Origin of the sequence: Pontixanthobacter aestiaquae, assembly GCF_009827455.1 — a bacterium.
Classification (GTDB): Bacteria; Pseudomonadota; Alphaproteobacteria; order Sphingomonadales; family Sphingomonadaceae; genus Pontixanthobacter; species Pontixanthobacter aestiaquae.
This window is the reverse complement of sequence record NZ_WTYZ01000001.1, coordinates 861501-879352: the sequence shown is the minus strand read 5'-3', so window position 1 is coordinate 879352 and position 17852 is coordinate 861501. Positions and strand designations below refer to the sequence as shown.

General features: G+C 55.1%; 20 protein-coding genes and 2 tRNA genes. 11 read left to right on the top strand and 11 right to left on the bottom strand.

Annotated elements, in window-relative coordinates; translation table 11 throughout:
* Nucleotides 1-83 precede the first annotated feature (83 nt).
* Nucleotides 84-494 carry a hypothetical protein gene (locus GRI35_RS04170; protein WP_160613006.1) on the bottom strand — a complete coding sequence of 137 codons (411 nt, stop codon included), beginning with the start codon at nucleotides 492-494 and terminating at the stop codon, nucleotides 84-86.
* Nucleotides 495-684: 190 nt separating this feature from the next.
* Here GRI35_RS04170 and GRI35_RS04165 point away from each other — a divergent pair, with 190 nt between their 5' ends.
* On the top strand, nucleotides 685-1212 hold the full coding sequence (locus tag GRI35_RS04165; protein WP_160613005.1) for a hypothetical protein: 528 nt from the start codon (nucleotides 685-687) through the stop codon (nucleotides 1210-1212).
* Between the two features lie 218 nt (nucleotides 1213-1430).
* Here GRI35_RS04165 and GRI35_RS04160 read toward each other — a convergent pair.
* Both GRI35_RS04160 and GRI35_RS04155 read right to left on the bottom strand, forming a co-directional pair.
* Nucleotides 1431-1506, bottom strand: a tRNA-Thr gene (locus GRI35_RS04160).
* A gap of 68 nt (nucleotides 1507-1574) precedes the next feature.
* A tRNA-Cys gene (locus tag GRI35_RS04155) sits at nucleotides 1575-1648 on the bottom strand.
* A gap of 103 nt (nucleotides 1649-1751) precedes the next feature.
* Between GRI35_RS04155 and GRI35_RS04150 the strand changes: the two genes are divergently transcribed.
* A complete protein-coding gene (locus GRI35_RS04150) occupies nucleotides 1752-2543 on the top strand; it encodes an acyl-CoA thioesterase (protein WP_235900131.1) in 792 nt (263 codons plus the stop codon).
* 7 nt (nucleotides 2544-2550) lie between these two features.
* Here the strand turns inward: GRI35_RS04150 and GRI35_RS04145 are convergent, their stop codons facing one another.
* The 7 genes from GRI35_RS04145 to GRI35_RS04115 form a co-directional block, all read right to left on the bottom strand.
* Nucleotides 2551-3357, bottom strand: coding sequence for a crotonase/enoyl-CoA hydratase family protein (locus GRI35_RS04145; RefSeq protein ID WP_160613004.1), 807 nt, complete (start codon nucleotides 3355-3357; stop codon nucleotides 2551-2553).
* Between the two features lie 94 nt (nucleotides 3358-3451).
* Nucleotides 3452-3832 (bottom strand): winged helix-turn-helix domain-containing protein, encoded by a 381-nt coding sequence (locus tag GRI35_RS04140; RefSeq protein ID WP_160613003.1) that lies wholly within the window; start codon nucleotides 3830-3832, stop codon nucleotides 3452-3454.
* A gap of 63 nt (nucleotides 3833-3895) precedes the next feature.
* Nucleotides 3896-4480 (bottom strand): JAB domain-containing protein, encoded by a 585-nt coding sequence (locus GRI35_RS13920; protein ID WP_268894020.1) that lies wholly within the window; start codon nucleotides 4478-4480, stop codon nucleotides 3896-3898.
* Complete coding sequence (locus GRI35_RS04130; RefSeq protein WP_160613001.1) at nucleotides 4432-4866, bottom strand: hypothetical protein; 435 nt, start codon at nucleotides 4864-4866, stop codon at nucleotides 4432-4434. Before GRI35_RS04130 ends, GRI35_RS13920 begins: the two co-directional genes overlap by 49 nt.
* Nucleotides 4867-4950: 84 nt before the next feature.
* Entirely contained in the window at nucleotides 4951-5295 is a 345-nt protein-coding gene (locus GRI35_RS04125) for a hypothetical protein (RefSeq protein WP_235900129.1), read from the bottom strand.
* A gap of 39 nt (nucleotides 5296-5334) precedes the next feature.
* Nucleotides 5335-5886: a LuxR C-terminal-related transcriptional regulator gene (locus GRI35_RS04120; protein WP_160613000.1), complete on the bottom strand. Its 552-nt coding sequence runs from the start codon at nucleotides 5884-5886 to the stop codon at nucleotides 5335-5337.
* Between the two features lie 108 nt (nucleotides 5887-5994).
* On the bottom strand, nucleotides 5995-7188 hold the full coding sequence (locus tag GRI35_RS04115; RefSeq protein ID WP_160612999.1) for an LL-diaminopimelate aminotransferase: 1194 nt from the start codon (nucleotides 7186-7188) through the stop codon (nucleotides 5995-5997).
* Between the two features lie 135 nt (nucleotides 7189-7323).
* Between GRI35_RS04115 and GRI35_RS04110 the strand changes: the two genes are divergently transcribed.
* The 6 genes from GRI35_RS04110 to GRI35_RS04085 all read left to right on the top strand — a co-directional run bounded on the left by GRI35_RS04110 (nucleotide 7324) and on the right by GRI35_RS04085 (nucleotide 13746).
* The gene (locus GRI35_RS04110) at nucleotides 7324-9237 is read left to right on the top strand and encodes a PHA/PHB synthase family protein (protein WP_160612998.1); all 1914 of its coding nucleotides are present in this window, start codon (nucleotides 7324-7326) and stop codon (nucleotides 9235-9237) included.
* Nucleotides 9238-9362: 125 nt separating this feature from the next.
* Nucleotides 9363-10175, top strand: a complete 813-nt coding sequence (locus tag GRI35_RS04105; RefSeq protein ID WP_160612997.1) for a phasin family protein — start codon at nucleotides 9363-9365, stop codon at nucleotides 10173-10175.
* 213 nt (nucleotides 10176-10388) lie between these two features.
* A complete protein-coding gene (gene clpS / locus GRI35_RS04100; protein WP_160612996.1) occupies nucleotides 10389-10775 on the top strand; it encodes an ATP-dependent Clp protease adapter ClpS in 387 nt (128 codons plus the stop codon).
* A gap of 117 nt (nucleotides 10776-10892) precedes the next feature.
* Entirely contained in the window at nucleotides 10893-12119 is a 1227-nt protein-coding gene (gene lptF / locus GRI35_RS04095) for an LPS export ABC transporter permease LptF (RefSeq protein ID WP_160612995.1), read from the top strand.
* Between the two features lie 14 nt (nucleotides 12120-12133).
* Entirely contained in the window at nucleotides 12134-13231 is a 1098-nt protein-coding gene (gene lptG, locus GRI35_RS04090) for an LPS export ABC transporter permease LptG (RefSeq protein ID WP_160612994.1), read from the top strand.
* Nucleotides 13228-13746, top strand: coding sequence for a GNAT family N-acetyltransferase (locus GRI35_RS04085; RefSeq protein WP_160612993.1), 519 nt, complete (start codon nucleotides 13228-13230; stop codon nucleotides 13744-13746). The genes lptG and GRI35_RS04085 overlap by 4 nt, the downstream gene beginning before the upstream one ends.
* A gap of 5 nt (nucleotides 13747-13751) precedes the next feature.
* Here the strand turns inward: GRI35_RS04085 and GRI35_RS04080 are convergent, their stop codons facing one another.
* Nucleotides 13752-14840 (bottom strand): fatty acid desaturase family protein, encoded by a 1089-nt coding sequence (locus tag GRI35_RS04080; RefSeq protein WP_160612992.1) that lies wholly within the window; start codon nucleotides 14838-14840, stop codon nucleotides 13752-13754.
* 155 nt (nucleotides 14841-14995) lie between these two features.
* On the opposite strand from GRI35_RS04080, the gene GRI35_RS04075 reads away from it, so the two are divergent.
* The 3 genes from GRI35_RS04075 to GRI35_RS04065 all read left to right on the top strand — a co-directional run bounded on the left by GRI35_RS04075 (nucleotide 14996) and on the right by GRI35_RS04065 (nucleotide 17844).
* The gene (locus GRI35_RS04075) at nucleotides 14996-16153 is read left to right on the top strand and encodes an N-acetyltransferase (RefSeq protein ID WP_160612991.1); all 1158 of its coding nucleotides are present in this window, start codon (nucleotides 14996-14998) and stop codon (nucleotides 16151-16153) included.
* A gap of 116 nt (nucleotides 16154-16269) precedes the next feature.
* Nucleotides 16270-16695, top strand: coding sequence for a response regulator (locus tag GRI35_RS04070; protein ID WP_160612990.1), 426 nt, complete (start codon nucleotides 16270-16272; stop codon nucleotides 16693-16695).
* Nucleotides 16696-17046: 351 nt separating this feature from the next.
* A complete protein-coding gene (locus GRI35_RS04065; RefSeq protein ID WP_160612989.1) occupies nucleotides 17047-17844 on the top strand; it encodes a response regulator in 798 nt (265 codons plus the stop codon).
* Nucleotides 17845-17852: the final 8 nt, after the last annotated feature.

Sequence of the window (17852 nt, the reverse complement as noted above, 5' to 3'; positions counted from 1 at the left end):
GAGCCGAACCTCTGGTCGCGTTGTTACGAAGTCTGTAGAACGTGATGGCAGATCTTGTTCCAGCTACGTTACGCGCAGACCGATCATCCTTCTTGCGTGTACATCACCTCAGTCACAGTGCCATCGGGCATTGTCTTGCATAGCCATGGCGCATCGCCCCCTTTGATAGTGAGGAAATGCGTCGGCCCGGTTTCGTCCACTTCCACGCGCTGGATCGAGATCATGGAAGCCGGCTGATTGGCTGTACTGGCCAATTGCTTGATGCAGTTTTCACCCGCAACATCCGGCGCGTTGGGATCACCTACCGGACTAGTCTCTAAGGCGGCAGGGCCACCGCGCACTTCATTTGTCGCTGAACCGGTGACAGCATCGCCGGTCTGAGGATTTTGTTTGGCTTCGCTGTCTGGCGCTACGGTTTCGCCTGAACCGCAAGCGGTCAGGAGTGTTCCGATGAGGGCGGATGCAGCGCTTGCTGCGACGAGCTTTGTGTTCATAATCGCTACAACTTTTCACCATGGTTCGGGTTCCCGTAGCTAATTCCCCTAGAAGTCATCAAAGCCTGCAGGTCTCGATGGTTAAACGGGCGATGGACAACCCTTCGCCGAGCATCGGTTCCTGTAGTCGAGAAACAAAGCGTCGCGTTAAGACGTTAAAAAAGGGGAAATAATTCCCTGCTCCGACGTTATGTCCCCTCATATCGCTGGCCGTAAACGGCGCAAAACCAGCCAGAATGAGGATTTGGACACCATGAAATATTTCGCAGCCCCGATTTTTACCCTCGCCACACTTGCGGCCTGTGCCGAGGCACCGGCTGAAAAGGAAGACACAAGCATGACCGATGTTGCGGCGAGCGACACGGCGGCGAACGACGGGGCGATAAGCGGCGCGGCAACCGATGACATCGGCACGAACGAGGACAAGGAAGCTACGCCTGCCCTGACCCGCACCGACACGAAAACAGATTCTACGACCACCGGCCATCGAAAGGCGACCAAGGCAACGATCTCGGCAGACCTGTCCCCATTCGGCGACGGCTATCCTGACGCTGGTGATCCCTGTCGCAGGCTCGGGGAGAACGACCTGACGCGTGAATGGCTCGACGATGCGGCCGATCTCGTTGGTTGTCCTGACGAAGCTTCGGCCAAGGCGTTGAAAGGCCAGCGCGTACACTCGGTCGGTGGCGTCGTGGTGCTCTCGGTACCCACGCGCTAACTTAAAACCCGGCGATGCCGCTGCGTGGGGATACCGGCTTCGACCTCATCCGATGGTGGTCGTGGCCCAGAATGACCGACTGCACTCTCGTCAGCTTGTGGCAAATTTAGCGCAGGTGGCCGCGCTTGCAATCGTTTAGATCCTCCCACAAGCAGCGCGATTTAAGCAGTTCACCTAGACCGCACAACACTTCACCATACTGTTTTTCTTGACGAAAATGGTGCCGCTTAGAGGACTCGAACCTCTGACCCCATCATTACGAATGATGTGCTCTACCACCTGAGCTAAAGCGGCGTTTTGCAGATCGGATGGTGTTGCAGTGGTGATGCAATCCGCGATCGGCAAATATGTGCCCAAGACTATGGAGGCCCGAGCCGGAATCGAACCGGCGTGCACGGTTTTGCAAACCGCTGCGTCACCACTCCGCCATCGGGCCTCACCCCTTGCGGAGCAGCGCAACTAGCTGCAAATTTTCGCTAGCGCAATCCTGCGTTTTGCCTGTCATGCGCATTGGGCTGGCAAGCAGCAATAGTTTCGCTATGAAACTTCCAATGAGTGTGAGCGATTTGATTGAACCCATCGGTGCCGCAGACGGCGCTGTGACATTGCCAACCGCCGATACCTGGATGCAAGGCCGCACCCTGTATGGCGGTGCATCCGCGCTGATCGCCTATACACACGCGATCAGAAAATTTACCGATTTGCCGCCTTTTCGAGCCGGGCAAGTCGGCTTCGTCGCGCCCGTTGGTGACGAGTTCGAGCTAAGGAGCGAGATCGTTCGGCAGGGCCGCAACGTTGCGCAGCTGCGCAGCGAGATTGTTTCAGATGGAAAGGTTGCTTTGACGGCATTCTGGCTCTTCGGAACCAGCCGCGATGCCAATGCTGTACATCCTGCCGCATCAGTAGAGCCCAGTCCGGGAAAACCCGAAGACTCGACTGCTGTAGAACCTGGAGGAGGACCAGCGTTTTTGAGAAACAATTATGACGTCAACTACCCGCACGAACGCACAGCAAAGGACGAGCCTATTATCCGCCGATGGGTAAGGCTGAAGGAGCCTTCGGGCATTGATCCGGTGTCCGAACTCATCCTAATGGGCGACACGCTGCCTCCATCAGCGGCAAGGATTATGCAGCGTCCGGGGCCGATCAGTTCGATCAACTGGTCGTTCAACTTGCTCGATCCTGCACCGGTGACACGCGATGGCTGGTGGCTGGCGGAAACTGCCAGCGACCATGCCGATCAGGGGTATTCAAGCGAGCGCCTCAAGCTGTGGAATGCCGACGGCAAGCAAATGCTGTCGGGTATTCAGGCAGTAGCGATCTTCGGCTGACTGCCGCCTACACGTCCTCAAACTTCGGAGCACGCTTGGCCATCCCAGCCATAACCGCCTCGATCTGGTTTTTAGTCCGCATAATGGCGTGCTGTTCTATGCTTTCTTCCATCAGGATCGCATCGCCGTCCAGTTCGGTCATACCATTGGCCAGTCGCTTTGCGCCGCGAATAGCATGCGGATTGCGATTAGCGATCTCGGTGGCAATGGCTGTTGCTTTAGTCAGCGGGTCAGCGTCGACGAATGTAGCAAGACCGTATTCCCTAGCTTCTTCACCGCTGAACTGACGGTTAGTGTAGATCAGTTCACGCAAGACATCGTCGCGTACAAGCCCGCGCCATAGAGCATAACCGCCCATATCGGGCACCAGTCCCCATTTAAGCTCCATTATCGCCATCCGCGCATCAGGCGCGACAACACGGACGTCTGCTCCGCTCGCAATTTGCATTCCGCCGCCGAAACATACGCCGTGCACTGCAGCGATGACCGGGACGGGTAATTTGCGCCATTGCGTCGCAACCTGCTGAAACTTGTTGGAATTGCCGTAAGTACGCTCGGTCAGCGCTGGCTCGTCGTCAGCGGGCTCACGTCCAAAGCTTGATGTATCAAGGCCGGCGCAGAAGCTTTTGCCTTCGCCAGAAAGAACGACTGCACGCAAGCCCTTCATGTCATGCAGGGCCTGTCCCGCCTGAATGATCCGTTCGAACATTTCAGGGTCAAGCGCATTCATCTTGTCGGGGCGGGTAAGCCTGACCTGTGCGACACCGTCGCGACCAAGTTGTATTGCGACCCGATCATTTTCCTGAAATTGCATAAGCCTCACCAAATTTCGCTGTATGACAGTTGCGATGTCTACTCTTCACGTAGCGATACCGCTAGCAGCTGTCATCTGCGCATTATGGTGCGGGTCAAATGTCGACGGATAACGGTTCCGTCGTCAGAAAATAGCCGCCCGCATCGCTCGTGCGGACCATCCAAGATAGCCTAAACGGGTGCAGTTTAGATCGGATACGCGAGATATTTACTTCGACCCGATTGGTCTCAGGGTCGTGGTTCAGGCGCCAAACATCTTTCAGCAAACGCGTACGCGAAACGACAACGTCCGGAGTTTCCGCGAGCCGCCAGAGAACCTCGAACTCACGCGGGTGTAAACCGATCCAGCTCCCACCGACCGAAGCATCCCGGTGGAACAGGTCCAAGCGAATATCTCCGGCCTTCAAAAAGCGTGGCAGCATTCCGTCAGCAGTGAGAGCGGAAGCCTGCAGTTTAGGAGTTGCAGGCGAGATCACTGCGATGAGCGCGCGATTTTCATACCAACCCGCCCATGCAGCACGACATAGTGTGCCCGACGCTCAAAACTTACCGCCAGCACGCATGCTATAAGCTTTGTCGCGCGTGACAATAAGATGATCGACAACTTCAACACCGAGCACATGCCCGACCTCCGCAAGCTTCCGCGTCGCGACGATATCGTCTTCGCTTGGTTGGCAGTTTCCAGAAGGGTGGTTGTGCGCCAAAACGAGCGACGCTGCGTCGAGCGCCAGCGCACGGCGGAACAGATGCGCCATATCCAGACGGATATTATGCGCGCTGCCCCAACCCATCTTCTCGTCGATAAGATATTTGCCCTCATTATCGCAGAAGACAACCAGCAAGCTTTCACCCGAACTTCGACAAAGGCAGGTTCTCAGATAGGTCAAGAATTCAGGGTCGCGCGAATTAATAACTGTGCTTTGCAGCTGTTCGTGCCGGGCAGCATCAACTAAGTCGCGCGCTGCAAAAATCAGGTCGCAAACCTGGCCATAACCTTCTTCGATTGGACGCCATTGCGAGCGCGGTGCGGACAAGGCCCGAGCGAGTGAGCCGAATTGGCTGCGCAGCTGTGACGCTAGCTGAGGGGCCGCTGGTCCCGCGAAGGGGGCGAGGAGGTCCGCCATGACCTGTAACTGCCGTGGCGTTTTACGCGCTTGTGATGGAACCATATCCCGAACGCCAGAATGATGATCTGAAAATAGGACGGTGCGATGTACATTATCGCATACGCAATTGGCGAAATCGCATCGGTCAAGCCTCTCGCGAGGTGGGCGAATGTTGCTATGATCTGAAAACCTGCAAGCCATAATGTATACATTCGGTTGGCCCGCAAAGCGATCACAATCATGATCGCCGCGACGGACACATCGATAAGAAAAAATCCGATATCGAGAGACTGTAAAGATGCCTGTTGGTCAGACAGCCAACGGTAGACGCTCGAAGAAACCAACAGCCAAACAAAAGCACCAGCTGACAATTTCTCTGGTTCACGGCCGAAGCGAATAGCCAATAGAAACAGCAAGATTATCATACCGCCCTGCGCGAAAGCGCGATACTCGTTCCATAAATCCAGAACAGCCAGAGCCAATACCTCCTAAGTGGTTTCAACAATCTCTTCGGTTGCCGATTCCAAAGTCGCAACGGTCGGAATATCCGTAGGAATATCACCATCAAGTCCAGCATGCACCCTAGCCACTTTGCTCAACTCGTCGTGCACGCGCAACAGGCTCGTAGACATCGACATCGCTTGTTGCTCGGCTTGCGTGAGACGCAAGATAGCTCGCTGCCCAGTATCCACTGGCACTTCGGGATTCTGGCGAGCCTTTAGCATTGCCTGTTTCAGTTTAGAGCAGGCCAGCATTGCCTCATCCGAAAGAGCTTCTGCCTCACGGATCAGTTTTTTCAGCTTCAGCGCGTCAGTGTAGATCATATCGCTCATAGTTTATCTCCAGCGGGCCAAGGCCCGTGAAGCGGTCTGCTAGGAGCCTTGATTATCGGTTCGTATCTCGGCTTTGCCGTCGAGTACTTCGCTGACCGTAAGCGCGGCTGAAACTGTAAGAATGACTGCGGCAGTTATGCCAACAGCAATGCCCAGCATCGCCATGGAGCGGTACAAGACGGCCTGATCGCCATCGAGTTTGGTTGGGACGACCACTGGTTCCCGGGATCCTGTCCAAGGCGCATCGATGAGGACGTGATGCGAATCAGAGAGGACGATCTCACCAGGGTCGACCCGGCTCTGCTGATCGGGGAAAATCGGACCTTTGGCAGCCTGAGAAAAACTGTATTGAGCTTTCCTTAAGGGGTCTTCAGGTCCGTCCGTATAGTCAGCTGAGAGGCGATATTGCTCCACCAGAGCATTCAGATTCTCGACCCCAAAACGATCCTTAAGTGAACGTATATGCTGGTTAATTCGGGTTTCGGAAACACCCATTTCGTCCGCGATTATTGCAATCGGGACGCGGCGATCTACGCGCTCCATAACGGCGCGCTGTTTTTCCGTCAGCGGCTTTCTGGCTGCCCGCGCCATCGCATTCTCCTGAGCCTCATCAGGCTGAACGGTAAGTTATTGCGCGCCCTGAATCAACGAAAGTGGCGGCAAATAGGTCCTAAATGAACCAAATTATGGCGATTCGCTTCAACTGCCATTGATCCCGAGCGACGTCAGATAGCGCTTCACATTACGAGCAGCCTGGCGGATACGCTGCTCGTTTTCGACCATAGCGATGCGCACATAGCCTTCGCCCAATTCACCATATCCGACGCCTGGTGCCACGGCGACCTCGGCGTGAGTCAGGAGCTGCTTGGAGAATTCGAGGCTGCCCATGTCCTTCAGCGCGGGCGGCAATGGCGCCCATGCGAACATCGATGCTGGCGGCGGAGGAATGTCCCAGCCGGTACGCGAAAAGGCGTCGACCATAACATCACGGCGCTTTTGATAGAGCTGGCGATTGGTTTCGACGATGTCTTGCGGGCCATTGAGCGCAGCACAGGCTGCTGCTTGGATCGGGGTAAACGCGCCGTAATCGAGATAGGACTTCACGCGCGTCATCGCCGCGATCAGCTGTTTGTTGCCAACCGCAAAGCCCATACGCCAACCCGCCATCGAATATGTTTTCGACATGGACGTGAACTCGACCGCGACATCTTTTGCCCCGGGCACCTGCATGATGGAAGGAGTGGGCTTGCCGTCATAATACAGCTCGGAATAAGCGAGGTCGGACAAAATCCAGACTTCGTTCTCCTTGGCCCAGGCGACCAGCCGCTCATAGAACGCCAGATCGACAACTTCAGCAGTCGGGTTGGATGGGTAATTGACCACCAATACACTCGGACGCGGTACCGTGAAAGCCATCGCGTTCTCAAGCGCACGCCAATATTCTTCATCCGGCGTTGTCGGCACCGCGCGGATCGTCGCTCCGGCAATGATGAAGCCGAATGTATGGATCGGATAGGACGGGTTTGGCGCGAGGATCACGTCGCCCGGCGCAGTGATCGCGTTTGCGAGGCTGGCTAGCCCTTCCTTCGATCCCATTGTCACGACAATCTCGGTCTCGGGATCCAGGTCAACGCCAAACCGCCGCTCGTAATAATTGGCCTTGGCTTTGCGCAATCCGGGAATGCCTTTTGATTGCGAATAGCCATGCGCAGTCGGCTTTTGCGCCACTTCGCAGAGCTTATCGATTACATGCTGCGGAGGCGGTTGGTCGGGATTGCCCATGCCCAGATCGATAATGTCGCGGCCTTCTTGCCGCGCGGCCGCGCGCATCGCATTCACTTCTGCTATCACATAAGGAGGCAAGCGTTTCATGCGGTAGAAGTCGGTGTTCATTGTCTATCCTGAGAATTTCGAATTCAATTGGACCCATTCACGGTTGTGACGCATTCCAGAGTCAGGTGCAATCGTGCATCCGCTTCATTATAGTGAAGTTGCAGTATCGACTCATCTTCGACCTACAGGACCATCATGGCTGACAAAAGCGACCCAAATGATCTCTTCCAAGATGCAATCGGCAAGCAGACAGAGATGATGCAGAAATTGTTCGGCACGTTCATGTCCAGCGGCCGGATGCAAACGCCGCCGATGTTCGATCCTTCGTCATTAGCCGGAATGGACGCGCCGCAAGATATGCGCCAAAACATAAAAGGTTGGGCAGAAGTCAGCGCGAAGTTACAAAAGATGTGGCTCGACTTCCAAAACGATCAAAGACTTTCGGTAGAAGCGCCCATCGCGGTGGTCGACCCGATGCAATGGGCGGGTGCAATGCAGGACTGGTTCGGCCAGATGCCACTCACCGAACCTGAAAAGCAGAAGGAGCTTTGGGAAGAAAGCCTGCAATTGTGGCAAACCGTGCTGGGTCGCTATGGAATTGGCCCCGAGGCGATGAACGAGACTGAAACCGAGCTACCGCGCACTGACCGCCGGTTCAAGGATCGTCGTTGGAGCGACCAGCCTGCCTTCGCGCTGATCCACCAGACCTATCTGCTGATCGCCGAGCGCCTCGATGCGATGATCGACGAGATGGAGGGGCTTGATGACGCAAAGCGCGAGCAGCTCCGCTTTGCAACACGGGCAGTGATCGAAGCGAGCAGCCCGGCAAACTTCGCTGCGACCAACCCTATCGTGCTCGAACGCACCATGGAGACCAAGGGCGAAAACCTGGTCAGAGGGATGGAGCATCTGATCACTGACTTGAAGAAAGGTCAGCTCACCCACACGGATCCCGATGCTTTCACGCTCGGGGAGAATATCGCCGCAACGCCCGGCAAGGTCGTCTACGAGACACCTCTTTATCAGCTGATCCAATACAGCCCCACGACTGAAGAAGTTCTCGAAACGCCGTTAGTGATCTTCCCGCCGTGGATTAATCGCTTTTACATTCTCGACCTCAATCCAAAAAACAGCTTCATCCGCTGGGCGGTCGAACAAGGCGTGACCACCTTTGTGGTCAGCTGGAAATCGGCTGATGAAAGCATGGCTGATGTGGTGTGGGACGATTACATCCTCGCTCAGATCGATGCGATCAATCACATTCGCGAGCGGCTGAAAGTGCCGTCGGTTCATGCTATCGGATATTGCGTCGCCGGAACTACTCTCGCCGCCACACTGGCCATTCTGCATCGCCGTAAAGAAGAGAAGAAAGTCAAAAGCGCTACCTTCTTCACTGCGCAAGTGGATTTCTCCAAGGCGGGCGAATTGCTCCACTTCATTGATGACCAGCAATTGGCTGGTCTCGAGACGCTGACACCGAAGGGCTATCTTGATGGCCGCTACATGGCCGCCGCCTTCAACCTGCTGCGCGGTGAGGGGCTGATCTGGAATTACTGGGTGAACAATTATCTGCTCGGCGAAGACTATCCCGCCTTTGATCTGTTGCACTGGAATGGCGATGTCACCAATCTGCCAGCCAAATGGCATCGGGATTATCTCACGGACCTCTACCGCGACAACAAGTTGGTCCAGCCCGATGCAATGGCAGCGGACAACACACCGATAGATTTGACCAAGGTTAAAACTCCAGCATATGTTCAAGCGGGCAAAGAAGACCATATCGCACCCGCCGAAAGCGTGTGGCACATTACTGATCACTTTGAGGGTCCGCTGCGCTTTGTGCTCGCCGGGTCCGGCCATATTGCTGGCGTGGTCAATCCGCCTTCCTCCGGAAAATATCAATATTGGACCAACGAGAACAAGGTTTCATCGCTCGAAGAATTTAAAGCAGGCGCGACCGAGACTGCTGGCAGCTGGTGGCCGGACTGGATCGAGTGGCTACAGAGCCAAGACAACACCAAAGTGCCCGCAAAAGGCAAAAGGAAGCCCGGCGGACGCGGCGATAAAGTGATCGAGGATGCACCCGGAAGGTACGTAAAAAAACGATAAATCAACAGTTTGCAATATTATTGTGCACTGCACAAAAAACTCTTGACTTCGCAGCTGCAATGCCTATTTTGTGCACTGCAACATAACGAGCTATTGGCTCCCACGAAGCAAAGAGGTTTATTATCATGGCAACCAACGCCAGCAAAATCGATGCCGCCGCAGAAAAGGCCTATGCTGAAGCTGCTGCAAAGAAGGCTGACAAGACATCGGACGACGCCAAAAAAGATGTCAGCGTCGCTGCAATCGCGAAGGCAGTTGAGCAGGATGAAACTGCACCTGTGAAGGTTGAAGCTGTCAAAAAAGCAGTGAAAGCTCCGGCTAAGAAAAAGTCTGCTGCGAAGAAGACTTCGGCCAAGAAAAAGGTCGCAGCCAAGAAAGCTGCTCCTGCGAAAAAAGCTACTGCCAAGAAGACTGCGGCGAAGAAGGCTCCTGCCAAGCGCAAGCCTGCTGCAATCAAAACAACCAAGAAATTGAATGCAAAGGACACTGTAATGACCAAAGCACAAACTAAAGCCGCCGATTATACCGCACAAGTCAAGGAAGGCTTCGCCGACCTGCAAGAGCGTGCGAAAACTGCTTATGACAAGGGCACTGAAATCGCTTCTGAAATGGGCGAATTCACCAAGGGCAACGTCGAAGCTGTGGTTGAATCGGGCAAGATCCTCGCCGCTGGCGTGCAGGACATGGGCAAAGTCTATGTCGAAGACGTGAAAGGCGCTGTGGAAACCATGACTGCCGATGTTAAGGAAGTCGCTGCCGTTAAGTCGCCAACTGACTTCGTTCAGCTGCAAGGCAAAATCGCTCGTCGTAACGTTGACGCAACTGTTGCTGCGGTTTCGAAAAACACCGAAGCATGGGTTAAGCTTGCTAACGACGCTTTCGCACCGCTTTCGAGCCGCGCAAGTGTTGCAATGGACAAAGTCCGCAAAGCTGCCTGAGTTAAAGGCTTACTGGACCGAAGCGTTCATTGAGCTGAAGAGTTCACCGGAAATCTCCCTCCCTTTCCCGGTGAAACGCACAAACGGGTCGGACGGTATCCCCGTCCGGCCCGTTTTTTGTTACCCCTTCGTTGGTGATTGCTGCCTATTTCTGACGCTGCACGGGAAATCCGCCCTTGCGAATGTCGCGCCCCTTCCGATATTAGAGCCTCAATGTTTTCGACTCTCCCTTCCGCTCACGATACCTCAATCACGATCCGCGCTGCCGAGAATGGCAAACCGGATGATGGCGACGATGGACGTGACAGCGATGTGGGCGTCGTCACGAAGACGCAGGCCAAGACCAAAAAGCCTAGCCAGTACAAAGTGCTGCTGCTGAATGATGATTATACTCCGATGGAATTCGTGGTGATCATCCTCAAGCGCTTCTTCCGGATGGATATGGAACAAGCAACCCGCGTGATGCTGCATGTCCACCAAAAAGGCGTCGGGGTATGCGGAATTTATTCCTACGAAGTGGCTGAAACCAAGGTTAACCAAGTGATGGATTTCGCCAAAGAAAACCAACACCCGCTGCAATGTACGCTTGAGAAAGCCTGAGCTCTCCCGCGCCACCCAGCACCGTATTGATTGCAATGCAAAACGGGGCATGACCGCAGCCACTTTTCGCGCTAGAGCAGTCAGAACATCCATTGAAGCGAGCCAGGCCGCGTAAGCGTGTTCAATTTCATTCCAGCCATAGACCGCTATATTTTCCGGCTCGTGATCGTACCGATGCTCGGCGTGTTTGCCCTCGCCGCATCGCTGCTGCTGCTGGAGAAAATGCTGCGGCTGTTCGACTTTGTCGCGACCGAAGGTGGTCCGGTTGGTATCGTCTTCAAAATGCTGCTGAGCATCTTTCCCGAATATGCCAGCCTCGCGATCCCGCTCGGACTGCTGCTCGGAATATTGCTTGCATTCCGTAAGCTTGCAACATCCAGCGAACTCGACGTATTTCGCGCAGTCGGGCTTGGTTATGGCCGTTTGTTGCGGGTCCCATTCATTCTGGCTGGTATCCTGATGGCGGTGAATGTCGCGCTGGTGTTCTACGTCCAGCCGGTCGCGCGCTACACCTATGCGCAGCTTGAATATCAATTGCGGTCCGGCGCATTGGGTGCATCGATAAAAGTTGGTGAGTTTACTACGCTGAAAGACCGGATGGCTTTGCGGATTGAGGAAAGCGAAGATCAGGGCAGGCAATTGAAGGGCATTTTCGCACGCGTCGCGAACACCAAGGGGCAGGTTCTGTCGATCTCTGCCCGCGAGGGCAGTTTCCTCGCTACAAGCGATAGCCCTGATACGATTATCCTTCGCCTGACGGATGGGACGATTGTCCAAGACACAGGCGCAGGGGACGAAACGCCGCGGGTTCTGAGTTTCACCCGTCATGACTTACCGATCGACCTGCCTCAGATCGAAGAGTTCCGTGAACGCGGCGACGCCGAGCGCGAATATATCCTACCGGAACTGCTGAGCATCGGCTGGTCGGAGGACGAAACCGATGCCAAACGTGACGCCAGCCAAGCGAGCTTTAACTACAGGCTTGTCGAGGTGGTCATGATGGCGCTGATGCCTCTCCTCGCCGTAGCACTCGCGATACCGCCCAAGCGATCAACCTCCGCGCTCGGGGTATTCGTCGCCATTATTATGGTGGTGTCCTATCACAAGGTGAACCAATATGGAGAGGATGTGGCTGCATTGGGCCGCGTCGATCCGACCGTGGCATTATGGACCCCGTTCGCGATCTTTGCCGCGTTGATATTATGGATGTTCTACCGCGTCGCGTATGTCCCCGGCGGCCAAGCCATCGGCGCGCTTGAAACCGCTATGTCGAAAATCGGCAAAGGCATTGGCAAGCTGTTCGGCAAGAAGAAGCGCGCGCCTGAACTGGCACCTGCGGAATAGGGCCCGGCACAGATATGCAGCTTGATTTCTTTCCCTCGCGGTCACTGACGCTTTATCTCGCGAAAATGTTCTTCGTGCGCATCTTGGCGATGCTCACTGTGCTGGTGATCGTGTTGATGGCGCTCGATCTGCTGAGTCGCACTGGTGATATTCTGGCAGCACCCGGTAACGGGCAGGGAGAACTTTTGACCTATATCGGGTTACGAGCGCCGCAATTGATTGCGCGTTTCCTTCCCTATTCGGTGCTGCTCGCGACACTAATCACATTGGTCACGCTTAATCAGAACAGTGAAGTCGTCGCGATGAAAGCAGCCGGCCTATCCGCCCACCAAGTGCTGGCACCACTGCTGCTTACCGCCGCGCTGGTTTCCGCCGCAAATTTCGCTTTCAACGAGCGGGTCGTAACGCGCGCAACCGCGACGCTGAAAGCCTGGGAGAACAACGATTACGGTCCTGTGCCCGAGGATTCCGGCATTCGCACCAATGTCTATCTCACCGACGGCGCGGATATATTAACGGCCACCACGCTGACTGGCACCGGCGATGACACGCTGATGGAAGATGTCACGTGGTATAGCCGCGATCCGCAAGGGATGCTGTCCGAACAGTTGCGTGCAGAGCGGGCAACATACGCCGCGCCAGGATGGAAGTTGGAGAATGTCGAGCGTTTTGACATCTCTGCAGCCAACACCAGCACTAGCGATACGGTCGTGGTTGGCAAAGGACTGACAACTGCACAGATCGAACTGGAGAGTGTCGATCCCGAAGGCCAAAACTTCTTCGAGCTGTGGCGATCGATTGAAGCCTACGAAGCGGTTGGCCGCCGTACGACCGAACTGCGAGCAAAATGGTGGCACAAAATCAGCGGTCCGCTTTCCGCGTTCCTGATGCCGCTGCTGGGCGCGGTTGCCGCATTCGGCCTTGCCCGATCCGGGCAATTGTTTGTGCGCGCGATTATCGGCATGGCGCTCGGCTTCGCCTATTTTGTGGTCGATAATGCCGCGCTCGCAATGGGAAGCTTTGGCGGATATCCGCCCTTTTTGGCCGCGTGGGCGCCGTTCTTCCTGTTCCTGCTTATCGGTGAGACCGTCCTGATCCGGACTGAGGAATGAACGGTTGGTCACTGCGGCTTGCCAGGCCTGATGATGCCGATGCCCTGCCTGCGATTGAATTATCTGCCGGTACGCTCTTCACCTCTGATCCGGACTTGGGCGATGCCGCTGGTCAGCACGCTATCTGTCCGGAGCAGCACAGGCGACTGATCGGCAAAGGACACTGCCTTGTCGCATTATCCGGCGACGAAATCATCGGCTTTCTGGCGAGCGAACCGCACCGCCGCCAGCTCCACATTGTTGAAGTCTCGGTCCACGCCGACTATCAGGGGCGCGGTATCGGAGCGGGCCTGATGCGCGCCGCCAAAATCGATGCTCACAATAGCGGGTTCACCGCACTAACTCTTACCACATTTCGCGATGTCGCATGGAACGCCCCGTTCTACAGTCGGCTCGGCTTTGTGGAAATCGAGGATCTGGAGGCGCACCCACGCTTGGCGGCTGAATTGGAGAAAGAAGCAGCGCACAGTTTACCGCGCGAGCGGCGCTGCGCAATGATCCAGTTTTTCGATTAGAATGATCAGCGGGCGCGCATCGTACTCTTGGCGATCCGGCCCACCAAATGCCACATTCCAGGATGATCAGCACCATCGATCGTCGACCCCTCACCCAAAGCCCCACGCAAACGCCGGTGCGCCTCTGGCAGCGAGTGATAGGGAACCGAAGGCAGCAAATGATGCAGCGCGTGATAGCGCAGCCCAACAGGTGCCCATATCTCAGCGAGCAGGCCAGGTGGCGGAACATTGACCGAATCCAGATATTGCGCAGTCACTGTCATCGCTTCACCACCATTTTCCCACAAATGCGCAACCAAAGTGCGCAATTGGTTGATTGTGGCGGTTAGCGAAAAAACTGCCAGCGCGACGAGAATAGGCTTCCAGCCAAACACGAAGATACTGCCGATCAGGCACCATGCCCAAATCATGCCGAGCGCTTCCTGCCAGCGGACACGGTTCACCAGTTCATTCTTAGGAGCCGGACGGCGGAAATCTGGATTGATCGACAGCGCGGAAACACGTTCCCACACAAATTTACGTATTGGAGGGATAATCACGCCTAGCGGCACCAACACAGCAAAGCGCAACAGCAGCGCAGGCGGTGCCAGCAAAGCGATCAATACAAACAGCGGCAATGACCACGGCTTCATTAAAGCCAATGGCAGATATTCAGGATCCTCAACCGTGCCGTACTGCGTTCGTTTGTGATGCAGCGTGTGGACACCTTCATACATGAAGGACGGCGTCAGCATCGGAATACCGACAATCAAATTCCACGCCGTGCGGAATCCCGGCAGGGCATTTTTATGGATGTGCGATAGCTCGTGGATAAACAGCAGCGCACGGTAGAGCAGCAATGCTGCCGCTAGTCCGAGCGCTACGGCCAGCGGAACACTTTCCACCAAGATCGCACCCGCCAGTGCCGAATAGCCCAGGCCTGCGCAGAGCAGCATGTCTGTCCAAAAAATACGCGGATTTGCCTCGGCAATATCCTTCGTAAGATCGCGCGCAGCGCGCAGCATATCCATGTCATCGCGGATCGACTGTAGCCTGCCCCTTGTGGGGCTGGCGGCCTGCGGTGCAGCGGGATCAATTGTGCGTTGCATATTCATAATCTTAATTCCGATAGTACCTTTACCGCAGAAATACCGCAGGTAACAGTCCTGTACACAATGCGTTGCAGTTACGCGGGGTTCCTTGACAAATATGCATCAGCGCACACAGGGCTAACCCAGCCTGAATGGCCATATCAAAGCGGGGCCGAATTGTGACCGACAGTCAAATAGTGATCACTCCAGTAACCAGCAAGGCTGACCGGAAGGCTTTCGTCGATCTGGGGCAGCATTTCGCCGCGCAAACGCCGTACAGCGTGCCGCAATTGCGCGGCGAAATGCTGGAACTGATTGATCCGGACAAAAACCCGTTCTTCGAACATGCACAGGTACGTTTGATGATCGCTTATCGCGAAGGGCGTGCGGTTGGGCGTATATCTGGCCACATAGACGAACTCGCACTCGAGCTACCGCCGGAACAGGGGATGGGGCCGGGAACCGGCATGTTCGGCTATTTCGATGCAGAAGATGAAGAGACCGGCCATGCGCTGCTTGCGGCGGCGGAGCAATGGCTGCGCGAGCAAGGCATGACCCGCGTCATCGGCCCGATCTCACTATCTATCTGGGAAGAGCCAGGTCTCCTCACTTTCGGCCATGATCATGCACCGACCATTATGATGGGACATCATCCGGCCCAGTATCAAGGCTGGATTGAGAACTATGACTACACCGCGGCAAAGAGGCTGCTGACCTATGATCTAGACACCACCAAAGAATTTTCTCCTCTGATCCAGCGGATTGTGAAATCTTGCGAGCGCAATCCGAAAATCGTGATGCGCGGCGCGGATAAAAGCCGGTTCGCTGATGAGGTTCGGATCATCCTGACAATTCTCAACGACGCTTGGTCGGATAATTGGGGATTCATCCCCTTCACAGATTCCGAAATCGCCTATGCAGCCAAGAAACTCAAACCGCTAATCCACCCGGAAATTGTACGGATAGTGGAGTTGGATGGGCGGCCGGTAGCCTTTATGATCACTCTGCCCGACGTGAATAAGGTGCTAAAAGAAATCGACGGCAAGATGCTACCATTCGGATGGTTCAAGCTGTGGCGCTGGTCGAAGAAACCGCTCGATAGCGACATGCGCGTCCCGTTGATGGGAGTACTGAAAGAATTCCACAATTCGCGGCTGGCGAGCCAGCTTGCCTTTATGCTGATTGACGGGATCCGGCTTGCCGCAACTGAAAAATTCAACACGCAGCGTGCGGAAATTGGTTGGATATTGGATGACAATCAGGGAATGGTCGCCATAGCCGATGCGATTGGCAGCACAATCAACCGCGAATATCTGATCTATCAGAAATCCCTGTGATTTTCGGCCGACCTCCACCAAAGTCGGCATCCACCTAAATTGCACCCACGTCGGAACTGCTTGGGCATCACTCCGTTCGATGAGCAGAAACTCAACAAAAAGAAAGAGCTACTCCGATGGGCAAGGTGTCCGCCACTCGCAAGCCATTGGCTGTCCCACAACGCGTTTTGGTAGTGGAAGATGACGCTATTCTTTCATTGTCAATCGAGCAAATATTGGTGGATGCAGGAGTGCCGGAAATACGCGTGTGCCAGACCACCACCGAAGCAGTTCAATTGCTGAAAACCATGCGCCCCGATGCGCTCGTCCTCGATGTGCACTTGGCGGATCGCGATGACGGATATTCAATTGCCGAGCTGGTGGCGGCACTTAAACCGAACGCTCCAAAGATCGTGTTCTCGACAGGTACCCCGGACGACATTCCGCCGCAGGTCGCCAGACTCGGAACCGTGCTGGAGAAGCCCTATGGCCCGGACGATCTGGTAAAGGCGGTTTCTCGTAAGCAGACCGGATTGAAAGCATTTTTCTCCGCCAAAGCCTAAGCTCGAACCAGCAAGCTCATATCTCGCCGAAATTAGAAAGGCCTCCGCTCTGGTAGAGCGGAGGCCTCTCGGGATCATATCACCTGCCGCTTGGACGGGAGGGGGGGGTCTGCGGCGGTGATACTAGCAAAATGCTCAACTTGAAAAGCAGTTCCCGCGCCTCGAACAGAAAAGGGGTGCTTTTTCATATTCCACTGTTTTATAAGGATTTTAATTTCAAAATTTGCTGCACTGAAACGTTGAACTCATTCTTCGACGCGCATATAGGTTCGTCTCTTATGGTATAATGCGAGGTTGGAACATTCCGGCACACACTGCGTTATACGGGCTTGCTAATCAGGAGCTGTATTGATGTCTCTCGGACAAAAAGTCGCTGAAAATTTACCGTTCCTGCGCCGCTACGCACGTGCTCTGACTGGCTCTCAATCGACAGGGGATGCGTTTGTACGGGCAACGCTTGAAGCCGCTCTCGCAGATGACGCGACCAAGCAATCGCTCGAAGATGGTCGCGTCCCGCTCTACCAAGCGTTCAATAAAGTCTGGAGCAGTGCTTATCTGGAAGTCGACGATTCCAAAAACGGAGACACCCAGCATGAAGCGGCAGCACAGAACAAGCTGCGCCGCGTAACGCCGTTCAACCGTCAGGCTCTACTTCTGACCACGCTTGAGGGTTTTGGCGTTGCTGACGCCGGCGCGATTATGGATATCCCGCCAGCAGATGTTGAACAGCTTGTTCAAGAGGCGATCACTGAGATCGACAAGGAATCCTCCACCAGCGTGCTCATCATTGAAGACGAACCGCTAATCTCAATGCAGCTGGAAGATCTTGTGTCGTCATTGGGCCATGAAATTTGCGGGACTGCCGCCACCCGAACACAAGCTCAGGAAGTCATCGCCGAGAACACGCCTGGACTGGTCTTGGCGGATATTCAACTCGCTGACGGCTCATCGGGTCTTGATGCCGTCGATGATATTCTGGAAGCCATGGGCAGCGTGCCGGTAATCTTTATTACCGCTTATCCGGAGCGGCTATTGACCGGTGATCGCCCAGAGCCGACCTATCTTGTGACAAAGCCCTTCCAAGAAAGCACTGTACGCACCGCCATTAGTCAGGCGCTGTTCTTCGACTCCAGCGAACCTCTAGCTTAGCAGACAGG

Bases quoted from the DNA above. Each gene is read 5' to 3' on its own strand.
- GRI35_RS04170 (WP_160613006.1), bottom strand. From the start codon at position 494: ATGAACACAAAGCTCGTCGCAGCAAGCGCTGCATCCGCCCTCATCGGA.
- GRI35_RS04165 (WP_160613005.1), top strand. From the start codon at position 685: ATGTCCCCTCATATCGCTGGCCGTAAACGGCGCAAAACCAGCCAGAAT.
- GRI35_RS04150 (WP_235900131.1), top strand. From the start codon at position 1,752: ATGAAACTTCCAATGAGTGTGAGCGATTTGATTGAACCCATCGGTGCC.
- GRI35_RS04145 (WP_160613004.1), bottom strand. From the start codon at position 3,357: ATGCAATTTCAGGAAAATGATCGGGTCGCAATACAACTTGGTCGCGAC.
- GRI35_RS13920 (WP_268894020.1), bottom strand. From the start codon at position 4,480: ATGGCGGACCTCCTCGCCCCCTTCGCGGGACCAGCGGCCCCTCAGCTA.
- GRI35_RS04125 (WP_235900129.1), bottom strand. From the start codon at position 5,295: ATGAGCGATATGATCTACACTGACGCGCTGAAGCTGAAAAAACTGATC.
- GRI35_RS04120 (WP_160613000.1), bottom strand. From the start codon at position 5,886: ATGGCGCGGGCAGCCAGAAAGCCGCTGACGGAAAAACAGCGCGCCGTT.
- GRI35_RS04115 (WP_160612999.1), bottom strand. From the start codon at position 7,188: ATGAACACCGACTTCTACCGCATGAAACGCTTGCCTCCTTATGTGATA.
- GRI35_RS04110 (WP_160612998.1), top strand. From the start codon at position 7,324: ATGGCTGACAAAAGCGACCCAAATGATCTCTTCCAAGATGCAATCGGC.
- GRI35_RS04105 (WP_160612997.1), top strand. From the start codon at position 9,363: ATGGCAACCAACGCCAGCAAAATCGATGCCGCCGCAGAAAAGGCCTAT.
- clpS (WP_160612996.1), top strand. From the start codon at position 10,389: ATGTTTTCGACTCTCCCTTCCGCTCACGATACCTCAATCACGATCCGC.
- lptG (WP_160612994.1), top strand. From the start codon at position 12,134: ATGCAGCTTGATTTCTTTCCCTCGCGGTCACTGACGCTTTATCTCGCG.
- GRI35_RS04085 (WP_160612993.1), top strand. From the start codon at position 13,228: ATGAACGGTTGGTCACTGCGGCTTGCCAGGCCTGATGATGCCGATGCC.
- GRI35_RS04080 (WP_160612992.1), bottom strand. From the start codon at position 14,840: ATGAATATGCAACGCACAATTGATCCCGCTGCACCGCAGGCCGCCAGC.
- GRI35_RS04070 (WP_160612990.1), top strand. From the start codon at position 16,270: ATGGGCAAGGTGTCCGCCACTCGCAAGCCATTGGCTGTCCCACAACGC.
- GRI35_RS04065 (WP_160612989.1), top strand. From the start codon at position 17,047: ATGTCTCTCGGACAAAAAGTCGCTGAAAATTTACCGTTCCTGCGCCGC.